At 62.6% G+C, this 11,354-nt stretch carries 11 protein-coding genes; 7 read left to right on the forward strand and 4 right to left on the reverse strand.

Annotated elements, in window-relative coordinates; translation table 11 throughout:
- Positions 1-62 precede the first annotated feature (62 nt).
- The 4 genes from AC27E8_RS02610 (at position 63) to AC27E8_RS02625 (ending at position 5,052) form a co-directional block, all read left to right on the forward strand.
- Positions 63-737 (forward strand): response regulator transcription factor, encoded by a 675-nt coding sequence (locus AC27E8_RS02610; RefSeq protein WP_487099380.1) that lies wholly within the window; start codon positions 63-65, stop codon positions 735-737.
- Positions 738-2,129: a sensor histidine kinase gene (locus tag AC27E8_RS02615; RefSeq protein WP_487099379.1), complete on the forward strand. Its 1,392-nt coding sequence runs from the start codon at positions 738-740 to the stop codon at positions 2,127-2,129.
- A gap of 61 nt (positions 2,130-2,190) precedes the next feature.
- On the forward strand, positions 2,191-3,213 hold the full coding sequence (locus AC27E8_RS02620; RefSeq protein ID WP_487099378.1) for an NADH:flavin oxidoreductase/NADH oxidase: 1,023 nt from the start codon (positions 2,191-2,193) through the stop codon (positions 3,211-3,213).
- Between the two features lie 363 nt (positions 3,214-3,576).
- Positions 3,577-5,052 (forward strand): ATP-binding protein, encoded by a 1,476-nt coding sequence (locus tag AC27E8_RS02625; RefSeq protein ID WP_487099377.1) that lies wholly within the window; start codon positions 3,577-3,579, stop codon positions 5,050-5,052.
- 3 nt (positions 5,053-5,055) lie between these two features.
- Here AC27E8_RS02625 and AC27E8_RS02630 read toward each other — a convergent pair whose 3' ends face one another.
- The 4 genes from AC27E8_RS02630 to AC27E8_RS02645 all read right to left on the reverse strand — a co-directional run bounded on the left by AC27E8_RS02630 (position 5,056) and on the right by AC27E8_RS02645 (position 9,571).
- Positions 5,056-5,481: a DUF1284 domain-containing protein gene (locus tag AC27E8_RS02630; protein ID WP_041695290.1), complete on the reverse strand. Its 426-nt coding sequence runs from the start codon at positions 5,479-5,481 to the stop codon at positions 5,056-5,058.
- Positions 5,482-5,557: 76 nt separating this feature from the next.
- Positions 5,558-6,733, reverse strand: a complete 1,176-nt coding sequence (locus AC27E8_RS02635) for a GerAB/ArcD/ProY family transporter (protein ID WP_487099376.1) — start codon at positions 6,731-6,733, stop codon at positions 5,558-5,560.
- 22 nt (positions 6,734-6,755) lie between these two features.
- Entirely contained in the window at positions 6,756-7,907 is a 1,152-nt protein-coding gene (locus AC27E8_RS02640) for a Ger(x)C family spore germination protein (protein WP_487099375.1), read from the reverse strand.
- Complete coding sequence (locus AC27E8_RS02645; protein ID WP_487099374.1) at positions 7,904-9,571, reverse strand: spore germination protein; 1,668 nt, start codon at positions 9,569-9,571, stop codon at positions 7,904-7,906. Before AC27E8_RS02645 ends, AC27E8_RS02640 begins: the two co-directional genes overlap by 4 nt.
- A 116-nt stretch (positions 9,572-9,687) precedes the next feature.
- Here AC27E8_RS02645 and AC27E8_RS02650 point away from each other — a divergent pair, with 116 nt between their 5' ends.
- From AC27E8_RS02650 to panD, 3 genes are all read left to right on the forward strand, one after another.
- A complete protein-coding gene (locus AC27E8_RS02650) occupies positions 9,688-9,906 on the forward strand; it encodes a heavy-metal-associated domain-containing protein (RefSeq protein ID WP_487099373.1) in 219 nt (72 codons plus the stop codon).
- Between the two features lie 79 nt (positions 9,907-9,985).
- Complete coding sequence (locus AC27E8_RS02655) at positions 9,986-10,846, forward strand: SGNH/GDSL hydrolase family protein (protein WP_487099372.1); 861 nt, start codon at positions 9,986-9,988, stop codon at positions 10,844-10,846.
- 102 nt (positions 10,847-10,948) lie between these two features.
- Positions 10,949-11,347, forward strand: coding sequence for an aspartate 1-decarboxylase (panD, locus tag AC27E8_RS02660; protein ID WP_487099371.1), 399 nt, complete (start codon positions 10,949-10,951; stop codon positions 11,345-11,347).
- Positions 11,348-11,354 lie beyond the last annotated feature (7 nt).

Genomic DNA, 11,354 nt, shown 5'->3' on the forward strand with positions numbered 1-11,354 from the left:
TCAAGCTACACGTCGTATCCTGATGCGGGAGTTTCACCGAGCGGCGTCGGTTGGAGGGAGCTATGCGTATTCTTCTCGTCGAAGACGACAGGGGGCTAAGTCAGGCCCTTGCAGAACTCCTGCGAGAGGAGTCGTTTCAAGTTGATGTGGCGTATGACGGCGAGGAGGGCCTCTACCTCGCCGAGACGGCGGTGTACGACGCGCTCGTTGTCGACGTCATGCTGCCTGGCCTGTCGGGTTACGATCTCGTCCGCACCTTGAGGGACAAGCGCGTGCACGTGCCTGTTCTGTTTCTCACCGCCCTGGGCGACGTTGATCACCGCGTTCAAGGGCTGAACGCCGGCGGGGACGACTACCTGCCGAAGCCGTTCGCCACTGAGGAGTTTCTTGCCCGGCTGCGCGCCCTGTTGCGCCGCAACCGGGAATTAGGGACCGACCTGACGCTTCGGTCAGGTTCCCTGGTTTTGGACCCCCTCGCCCGGCGTGCGGCGTTTGGGGACGAGCCCCTCAAGCTCAGCGACAAGGAGTTTGATCTCCTCGAATACCTGCTCAGCCACCGTGGACAAATTCTCACACGAGAGCGGATCTTCAACCGCGTGTGGGGCATCGATTCGGAGGTGATGGACACGACCGTGGATCTGTATGTCCATTATCTGCGCAAGAAACTTCAGCCGTTCGGCTACGATACAGCGATTCGCACGGTGCGCAACGTCGGATACATGTGGAGTGACGCGTGAGTGTTTCGCAAGACTGCCCTGCGCCTCGTGCTCCTTTACACCGTCGTATTTGCAGGCATCCTCCTCTTGTTCAGCGCCGTCGTCTACGCGTTCACCGATCACCGCGTGCGCGCGGACGAGATCGCCACGATGAGCGCTGCCGCAGCCAATCTGCGCGCGTGTCGAGACGAACAGATCCTGCCGGGCGATCACGACGACGGCGAGGCTCCGCCGCTTCATCGAGGCCATGCGCCCGATCCGGGATCCGACGGAGATCGATTGCTCGCCGAAGTCGACGAGACCCGCGAACAACACCTCGTGTACGTGTTGCTCGCGGGGGCGCGGGTCGTGTCCCAGACGCCGGCCGGCAGCCTTACGGCGTCCGAAGCGGCCATGGTGGCTAGGGATGGGCTCAGCGACAGGCCGCGCGAGGTGAGTGTGGCGGGTGTGCCGTATCTGGGGATGAAAGTGGAACTGCCTCGGCCGGTTCGAGTCGGCGATGCGCCGGCGGATGCGGCCATCATCCTCTACAACCGGGCCCAGGATGTCGCCTTCTTGCGCGAGCTCTTGACCATCCTGAGTGTCTCGGCCGGTTTGTTCGCCGTGGCGTCGGCTGGCGCTGGCTTCATGCTTGCCTCCCGCGCGCTTCGCCCCATTCGCCGCAGCTTCGAAGAACAGCGGCGGTTCGTCGCCAATGCGTCCCATGAGCTTCGGACGCCGCTGGCCGTGATGCGGCTGCAGATCGACCGCATGTTTCGCCATCCGGGCGAGACCATCTTGGAGATGAGCGAGGTCGTCGCCTCGCTCGATCGAGAGACAAGCCGTCTGCAGAGGCTGGTCAACCATCTGCTCGCGCTCGCCAAGGCCGACGAAGGCGCGGCGGTGTTGCGGTTTAGGCCGGTCGATCTCGGCGCCCTCGCGCGGGAAGCCGCGCTCAGGTTCGCGCCGCTTGCCGAGGAGAAGGGCGTCGAATTGCGCGTCGTGGCGCGCGACACGCCGGCCGTGGCAGACCCGGATCGGCTCGTGGAGCTCCTCAGCATCTTGATTGACAACGCCATCGCGTTCACGCCCTCTGGCGGTTGGGTGGAGATCGACAGCTACGCATCCGCAAACGCCGTGGTGCTCGCCGTCAGGGACACGGGTCAGGGCATTCCTTCGGAACATCTGCCTCGCGTGTTCGACCGCTTTTACCAGGCCGATCCGTCCCGCGCCTCGCGCGGGGCGGGACTCGGCTTGTCCATTGCGAAGTGGATTGCCGAGGCCCACGGGGGGCAAATCCACATTTTTAGCCCAGGCTCGCACGGCAGAGGGACGGAGGTCGAAGTGCGCCTGCCCCAGCGCCCTTCTGCAGAGCCCCGGAAGAGCCGTTTTGCCCGGATGCTCTCCATGTGCTATAAAAAGAATAGTTCTTAACCAAGAAAAAGCGGTTGGCCCAAACGGGTCCTCCGAAGCTGCCGAAGGGAGCACAGGCCACATGGCTCACCTGTTCACGCCGTATGCCATTCGGAACCTCGAGTTGAAAAACCGCATTGTGATGGCGCCCATGTGCCAGTACTCCGTGACGGCCAAGGATGGCAAGCCGAACGACTGGCATTTCACGCACTACACGAGCCGAGCGGTAGGCGGTGTCGGACTCATCATCGTCGAGATGACCGACGTGGAGCCGGACGGGCGCATCACCGATTACGATCTCGGCCTGTGGTCGGACGATCACATCCCGCCATTTCAGCGCATCGTCGACGCGTGTCACGCGCACGGGGCGAAGATCGGCATCCAGATTGCACACGCCGGCCGGAAGGCGGAGGATGCGCCCGTGCCGGTGGCGCCGTCTCCCATCCGCTTCGACGGGCCGCAGTACAAGACGCCGCGCGAACTTTCGACCGATGAAGTCAAGCAGATGGTGGAGAAGTTCGCCGCAGCTGCGCGCAGGGCGGTGAAGGCCGGATTCGACGTGATCGAACTGCACGGCGCGCACGGATATCTCATCCACCAGTTCCACTCGCCGCTCACCAATCGCCGCAAGGACGCTTATGGCGAGGATCTGGCGCGGTTCGGCGTCGAAGTCATTCAGGCCGTCAAGGCTGAGATGCCTTCCGGCATGCCGCTCTTCGTGCGCGTATCGGCCGTCGAATACGCGGACGGGGGTTACGACCTCGATCACGCCATCGAAATCTGCAGGCGATATCGAGACGCGGGAGCCGACGTCATCCACGTGTCCAGCGGCGGAGAAGGGCCTCCCGGCGCACGCCGCCCCGGGAACTTTCCGGGCTTCCAGGTGCCTTACGCGCGGCGCATCAAAGACGCGCTTCAGGTTCCCGTCATCGCCGTGGGGATGCTCGATCACCCTGCGCTGGCCGAGTCGATCGTCGCCAACGGAGACGCGGATCTCGTCGCCATTGCGCGCGGACTGTTGCGCGATCCGTACTGGCCCATTCACGCGGCCCTTTCTCTCGGCGAGAAGCCGCAGGTCCCGGTTCAGTATCAGCGCGCATTTTGAACTAAAAAGCCGTCACACGCGCCGCGCAGGAGGGGCGGCCCCGGACTCGTCTTTTCGACGGGGACAGGGGCCAGCCCCTTGTTTCGCTTGAGCCGAGGGATCCGGATAGGGATGGCGGCGCTCATTTGGCCGTTTGTGGGAATTGTTGAGGATTGTATTGAGGGATGGAATTCGCTATGATACGCATAGATGCGCCCAGGTGGGGCGGCTCGATTGGCGCGGTGTTCGGCAACCTGATAGCGTACATAGCGGAAGACGCCGCCGCGGTCGGTAAGATCATGCTGAGCGGCGGATGGGTGTGGCCGACGGGGAAAGCCCGTTCGGCTTTTTTCGCACTCAGGCAGCGGAGCTAAGGTGGATTCGATGGAAGACAGCCGGTTTGCTTCTTTAGGCGGGCGCGTGCGGGCGGTCGGTGAAGCGCTTGGCGGCGCCTTTCGTGAAGGCCCTGATTGGGTCTCGTATCACGCGTTGAACGCGGAATGTCTGTACGTGACGCCATCCGTTCGCCCGTGGATGAGTGAGGAAGATCTAGTGGGGCGCTCGTTCGTGAGTTGGCCCATGCGCGACGAGGACCGGACTGCGTGGGCGAACGTCTGGCTTCAGGTGTTGGGTGGTCGAGCGGCTGCGAGACTCGTGTGGAGGCACGACAGGGCCGGTGCCGCGCGATGGGTGGAAAGTGTGCTGTTGCCGGACGAATGGCGTGGCGAGATGGCCGGCGTCATGGTCTGGCATCGCGATGTGACGGATCGCCACGAACGCGAATCAGCGCTTGAAGCGTCGATTCAGCGGCTGCAGTTGGCGTACGGGTTGGCGAGATTCGGCTATTGGGAGTTGGACGTGGCGACGCGGCGGCTCACCTGGTCGCAGGAGGTATATGACATCTGGGAGACGGATCCCGAGCACTTTGCGGCCACCTACGACGCGTTTCTGGAGACGGTCGTGCCGGAGGATCGGCCGCTCGTGGAGCAGGCTGTGTCGCGCGCCATGCATACGCACACGTATGAGCTGGAGTACCGCATCCGAACAGGGCGGGGGCAAAGTCGCTTTGTGCGATCCGTCGGGCGCTACCACGAGTACGCCGGGGGGCGCGGCATCCTGTTTGGCTCCGTCCAGGATGTGACGGCCCAGAAGGAGTCGGAGCTCGCGCTCGCGGCCTCGCGGGAACTCTTGGCGCGGTCCGACAAGCTCGCGGCCGTGGGGCAGCTCGCGGCCGGCATCGCGCACGAAATCCGCAACCCGCTCACCGCGCTTCGCGGCTTCATCGATCTCATGTACCAGCGGGCGAGATCGAACAATCGGCGATACCTCGAGATCATGCGCGGCGAGGTGTCGAGGATGGAGGCCATTGTGTCGGAATTGCTGCGCTTGGCTCGGCCGGATCGCCCTCATTTTCAGCAACTCGATCTCGTCGATCTTGTGCAAGAAGTCGTGGCCTTCATGAGCGCCCAGGCGCTTTTGCACGGCGTGGAGATTCAATACGAGCCTCGCGCGGCGTCGGTCATGGTGGAGGGCGATCCGAATCAGCTCAAGCAGGTGTTCATCAATCTCATGCGAAACGGGATTGAGGCCATGCAGCCAGGCGGCCTCCTGCGCGTCCTGCTGTGGGAAGACGGCGGCTGGGCTCACGTCCAGATTTCGGACCAGGGCACCGGCATGCCCCCAGAGGCGCTCGCGCGAATCGGCGAGCCGTTTTTTACGACGAAGGAACAAGGCACCGGGCTTGGCGTCATGGTCTCCAAGCGCATGGTGGCCGATCACGGCGGCGATCTCTTGATTGAAAGCGAGGTAGGCCGCGGGACAACGGTGACGGTTCTTCTGCCCGCCACCAAGGACTCATAGACGTTAGGGCGGCGGAGGCGCGGGGGGAAGCGGAAGACGCCTGCGCACCAAATCCACGCCTTCCTCGCAGACGCCGAGCGAGCGCCACGAGCACGTGTGGCACAGCGACCGGATGTCTTCCGGGCGGACGCGATCGCGCACGCGGCGCTCAATCTCGCGCCACGGCAGGCATTGTCCCGCGCGGAGCCCAAGGCGCGAGAGCACCTTCGCGTCTCGGCGATGGACAGAGCCGCTTTGACAATGATAAGGCTGGTCTTCGGGGAAGTGGTCGCAGAGGTCGTCCGGGCCCGCCACGATGCACACGCGCGTCTGCGGATCCGTGCGAAGCGCTTCATAGATTTCGGTCATATTGCGAACGTAGGCCTGCGAGTAGCCCATGCCTCGATAACCCAGCAAACAAAGCAAGTGGTGGCCGCGCAAACGAATCAAGTGGTCGCCCCCCGTCCAACGGGATCTCGCTCTTGCGTCTATTTCAACAGACGCGCGCGCAAATGACAATGGCTCCTCATGGCGAATTGCGCACGCGCCTGCGCCCGGTTCGCCGCTGCCGCCCGTCCGGTTGTATATCTTCGCGCGTGTCGGTGCGGATTGCACGCAGAACAGCGAGCAAATGGGTGCACACGGGGATGATAACCACCACCACCCAGCTCGCCGGCGCGAGGATCACCGTGACAATGTCCCGGGCCTGCATCGTCGTCGCGATGATTTGGCTAATGGCGTAGATGCTCGGCGCCACGAAGAAGGTGAAGGGCCGGAATTTGTGGTCGGAGACGCCCACAATCCGAGCGATGGTGGTGGAGAGCGCCCAGATGTGGTTGCCGAGAAAGAGCGTCGTGAAGGCGACCGACAGGATGATGATCACGATGCCAAGGCGTTCGACGAGAAATCCGCGCAGGCGAATGAGCTGAATGACCACCTGGACCGGATAGGCGAGGCGCTCCGTCGGGGTGAACCCCAGATTGACGACGATGGAAAAAAACACAAGCATCACCACCACTCCCCCAATCGCAGTGGCGATGACGGGATACCACTCGCTCTTGCCGCGGCGGTGGCGGTAGTACGGATTCACAATCAGGATGAGGTCCATGCCGAGATACAAGGGGAGCAGGTGGTAGACTCCGGAAGCCGTCTGCGACAGGCTGGTGAACGAAATGGGAATGAGGGGCTGATCCGCGTTCGCCAGGATGGCGCCGAACGAAGCCAAGATGCCCGCGAACGTGAGCGGGTGGACGATGGCGGACGCCCGTCCCATGGCCTCGACTCCGCACCAGGCCCCCCGCCACGCGACGATGATCATGGCGAGGGCGAGCCACATGCGCGTGGTAAGCGGGAAGAAATACTTCATGAGCGAAATCGTGAAGTACAGGCTGATGCCGAGAAACAGTAGGTAGACGGGTACATAGAGTGACGTGATGACCTTGCCCATCCATTTTCCCCAGACCAAGCACGCGAAGTCGGGCCCCGTCATATTGGGGAACCGGTCGTTGAGTCGCCCGTGCACCCAGCTGATGAAGACGCCGATGAGCACCGTGACCAGAAGCGACCACTGTGCGTCCAGTCGGGCGTAGTGCACGGCGACGGTCGGATAAATCCAAAACATCACCGGCAGGAAGCTCGACGAGAAGAGCGCGATGGCCTGAAAGGCAGACAGGTTGTATAAGCGCTCGTTCTGCGCGTTCACGTTGGCTCGCCTCCTGCGTGAATCAGAGAAGATTGCCCTCGCGCGAAATGCGGCATGTGACGGTCACGCGGATGCGCGCCCGGCCAAAGGCATCTCCCCAATGATCTCGAATCTCGTAGATGCGCTCCGGATGATGGATCAGGTAACGGTATCCAAACCCGAGAGTGTCGGCCTGGACGGATTGGAGAGCGCGAAGGACCCGCACGCAGTTGTCTTGTACATACCGTTTCACGATGTCTTCGTATCGTTCCACCTCCCGATTCGTAAGCGGGCGCTGCGCCATGGTCTCCGTGGAGTTCAGATTGGCGCGAATGTGGATGTCATCGGACAAGACCATGCCGTGCGGCGTCGAGACTTCGCGCAGATGGGCCCGCGACCGGACAATGCGGATGTCAAACGAGCGGTTTCCGTCGGGGATGGAGATGGAAATGGCGCGAACCTGTCCCGCGAGAAAGTTGTAAAACACCGTATCGTCTGGCGTGAGCCATCCCACCGGTTGATAGCCGAAATACAGCTCGGTGCCTTCGATGCGGATGCTGTCATCCGTCGCTTCCACGAGCGGAACGTGCGGCTCCCGGCCAATGAGTTCGGCATCTCGCCAAAATTGCCACAGTTTCTCCGGCGCGGTGTATCCGCGTTGTGGCATGTCGTTGTACCACATGGCTTCAATGGTCGTCGCCGGAGGCGCGTTGGTCCTCGCCTCCAAGACGGATCGCGCGGAATCTCGGGTCGCCACCACGTACGCGAGCTTGTCGATGGTCTCGTCTCGCATCAGTTGTTCCGTGACGCGGGTCAAGTCCCGCTCGCTGAGGCCTGTCTGGAACACAACCGTCTCCAGGTTGCCAAGAAAAAACGCCTTGTCGTACATCGTCTGGGCGCGCGAGATGGCGGACTGCACCGAGGTCGCCTCGACGTAAAAGTTCTTGTAAGGCACGGCCTCGCCACCCTGGCGCCCGCCGGTGCCGAGGCCTGGGCTTTGTTGCGTCGCAATCTCCAAATTGGGAACCTGAAGCGTGAAGGCCAGCATGTCCGGCTTGTCAGGCACCGGATCTACGCCGATGCCGATGATCTGCGAGCGGTCGTTGATCTTCTGGTAATCGCCGCATCCGCTCGTGAGAAGCAGGAGCGCCGCGGCCTGCGCGGCGAGCAGCCAGCGCGCGCGCCGGAGGGTCATAGGTCCAATCGCTTCCTTTTTCTCCAGTTGGCCTTCTGGCGGCGCATGTCTCGTTGGGGCCGCTTGCCGCCAGGTTCCCACTTCTCCAGCTTCGGATTGGGCATGGGGACCATCAGGTCCGTGTCGCCGGTGGTGTCGACCGGATGCAGGTGTTCCGGCCGCCTATCCAGCACCGTGATGGGCAGCCGCACCAGGCCGTCGAGGAACGTGTCTTTGACGTGATCGCCCCCCAGGGGGTCCACGTACGGGATACCAAAGGAATAAAGGTTGCAGATCTCGAACAACGTCCAAATGGTGGCAAGCACGACGCCGTAGAATCCGAGCAGCGTCGCCGCGATGATCATCACCCATCCCCCGAGGCGCGACATCACCGTGAACTCGTAGCTCGGCGTCACGAACACGGAGACGGCCGACAACGCCACGACGATGAGGAGCACATTGGAGACGATGCCCGCCTGGACCGTGGCTTCGCCCACGACCAGACCGCCGACGATGCTGATGGCCTGCCCCATTTGCCTGGGCATGCGCAGCGTCGCCTCGCGCAGGATTTCGACGACGAGTTGCATGATGATGACTTCCATCACGGCTGGGAAGGGTACGCCTTGCCGCGACTGGGCGATTTGCAGGGCCATCGTCTTCGGCAGAAGGTCTGGGCTGTAGTCGACGAACGCGATGTACAGCGCCGGAAGCCAGACGGCGAGGACGAACGCAATCACGCGGAGAACCCGCATGAACGTGGCTTCCCACCAGGTGTTCATGTAGTCCTCGACGGTCTGGAAGAAGTCCTGGAACGTCGCCGGCGCCAATAGCACGGTCGGATCGCCGTCCACGACAATGGCGACCTTGCCCTGGTTCAACTCCATGCACGTCCCATCCACGCGTGAGGTCATGCGCACGAGGCTAAATAAGGACCACGGGTGATCCACGATGCGCTGCTCCACCGCCGCGGAGCCGTTGATGATGTCGGTGTGGATGGCCTCCAGCCGCCTGGACACGGTCTCCACCAGAATCGGATTGGCAATGTCGCGCACGTACACCATGGCTACGACCCGATGCGATCGCACGCCAATGGACCAGCGCTTGATGACCAACGTATCCGTGGACATGTACTGGCGGATCATGCCGAGGTTGATGTCGATGTTTTCCACGAAGGCCACCTGCGATCCCCGGGTCGAGGTCTCCAGGATGGGCTGATCCGGCGCGCGGTGCTCGACCGCCTTCGCGCTGATGACGATGGCGGGAGGGTGGCCGTCGAGGAGCAGGACGAGCTTTCCAGCCGCAATGGCCTCCTTCAACTCGAAGGTGCTCGCCATAAACATGGTCTCCGATCCCGTCAGCACGCGTTCCACGAGGTACTGAGGCAGTGGGCGCGGTGCGCGGCGCGGGAACCGATGGCGGTGAATGGCGCGAAGGGTGTCCTCCACCGCGCGCTTGTCGCAGATGCTGGTGTAAAAGAGCAGCGCGCCCGACACCTTCCCAATTTCGAAGATCCGCACAACGAAGTCGTCGCTTTGTCCCACCGTGCTTCGGAAGTATTTCAGTGCTTCATCCAGGTTGCCAGTGTACGTCGGCATATCGCGCTGGCTCGGAATGCGCGGGCGATACCGGCCGCGGACCGGGTTCGTGAATCCGAACCGTTCGGTAAACGACTTGAACCAGTGCATGGACGTCCCTCCCCTGGCTTTAGACCTTATTCTCTTCCATATTCATCCGTATCATGCAGGCATAACGCTTCTCCTTCCGCTTCATGCTATGGGCAAAGCAGGAAGGAGGCAGAAACATGACGTTGTCCACGCTGACGCTTCGCGACGCCACGTGTTCCCTTTGCGCCAACAAGGTCTCGGTGGCGCTGCACGCTGTAGAGGGCGTGCGCCACTTCGACGTGGATCTGGCCGACCAGACCGCCGTTGTGACGTTTGACGACGATATCGTGGATCGGGACCACATCTGTCGGATCATCGGCCGGGCGCATTGTGACGATCACGGCCCCGTGGTGTGAAGTTTCGAATGCATTTCAACGAACGTGTGGTATCACGGAGAAGAGCGAGGGAAGTGCTAAAGAGAGGATGAGGTCGACCATGAGGCGAAGGCGGGCAATCCGGCTGGATACGAGGCGCGTTCACGCGTGGCGCCGACGGCTCGGATGGGTCGCTTCGGGCGCGCTGTTGGCCGTGGGCGGGTGGTGTGTGGGTTGGCTGCAGAGCCGGGACACAAGCGTGCTCGCCGCCGACAGCGCTGCCTCCCTGTCTCCGCGCTTGACGACGGAGAAGGTGATGGTCGTCGGCGGATCCATGGCGCACGGGTGGAAGGATCCTCACGACGATAGCTACCTCCGCCGGGCCTTCGCCGCGCTGTCGGCCTCGACGGACACCACGTACGTATATGACGACCGAACGGTGGTCGGTGGCTCGCCGGTGACCCTTGACCGAGACGGCAAGTACCTGGCGTGGCTCGAGGAAGACCGACCCCAGGTGGTCGTTCTCTCGTGGGGGCTTCTCAACGATATCTACGACAAGACGCCGTTGACATCGTTTCGTCAAGCCATCGCGGATGAAATTGAGGAAGCGCTTGCCCAGCACGCGGTAGTACTCGTGGTCACGTCGCCGGTGACGAAGGCGACGGCGACCTACAATCACGCCGAAGACGAGGCGTACATGCAGGTGGAGAGCGATGTCGTCGCCTCGTTTGACAACCCGAATGTCTACTATCTGGACTTGAACCGCGACATGACGCTGTACATGGAGGCTCATGATCAGACGTGGAAAATGTACTATGGGGACGCCTGGCATCCCAATGAGGCCGGGCACGTGCTCGCGGGGCGCCTGTTATTCGACGAACTCGTGTCCACGTTCGGCATGGGCCCCATCGCGTGGCAGCCGACGGGATCGCCCAGCCCGGGGAACACGGCGGGGAACACGGCGGGGAACACGGCGGGGTAGGCGCGTTTCGGCCGGTCGCCTGAGGAGCGGCGCGCGTCGGCCGGCATGCGGATGTGCCCTACTCGCGTATGCTGAATCGACCATATGCGAGGAGGGTATCCCGTGCTGCGGCAAATGTGCAAAGGTAAGCTTCATCGCGTTCGCGTCACGCAGGCGGATCTCAACTACGTGGGCAGCATCACGCTGGACCCTGTTCTCATGAGAGCGGCGCACATCCGCCCCTACGAGATGGTGCAGATCACCAACCTGGAAAACGGCGTTCTGTGGTCGACATACGCCCTTCCCGGAGACGAGGGATCCGGCGTCGTTTGCCTGAACGGCCCACCGGCGCGCCACTTTCAGCCGGGGGATCGCGTCATCGTGCTGTCGCTGGCCTGGGTAGATGACGCAGAGTGGGAGACCTTCAAAGCGTCTGTGGTCCTGGTGGACGATGACAACCACATCACCTCCATCGTGGCCGTCGAGCCTGCGGGCGACTGGCAAGACCATCTCGGCGGATGACCCGCCG

The sequence above is a fragment of the Alicyclobacillus sp. CIJ1 genome, assembly GCF_057538885.1.

Coding starts and splice junctions, on each gene's coding strand:
- AC27E8_RS02610 (WP_487099380.1), top strand. CDS start 63: ATGCGTATTCTTCTCGTCGAAGACGACAGGGGGCTAAGTCAGGCCCTT.
- AC27E8_RS02620 (WP_487099378.1), top strand. CDS start 2,191: ATGGCTCACCTGTTCACGCCGTATGCCATTCGGAACCTCGAGTTGAAA.
- AC27E8_RS02625 (WP_487099377.1), top strand. CDS start 3,577: ATGGAAGACAGCCGGTTTGCTTCTTTAGGCGGGCGCGTGCGGGCGGTC.
- AC27E8_RS02640 (WP_487099375.1), bottom strand. CDS start 7,907: ATGACCCTCCGGCGCGCGCGCTGGCTGCTCGCCGCGCAGGCCGCGGCG.
- AC27E8_RS02645 (WP_487099374.1), bottom strand. CDS start 9,571: ATGCACTGGTTCAAGTCGTTTACCGAACGGTTCGGATTCACGAACCCG.
- AC27E8_RS02650 (WP_487099373.1), top strand. CDS start 9,688: ATGACGTTGTCCACGCTGACGCTTCGCGACGCCACGTGTTCCCTTTGC.
- AC27E8_RS02655 (WP_487099372.1), top strand. CDS start 9,986: ATGAGGCGAAGGCGGGCAATCCGGCTGGATACGAGGCGCGTTCACGCG.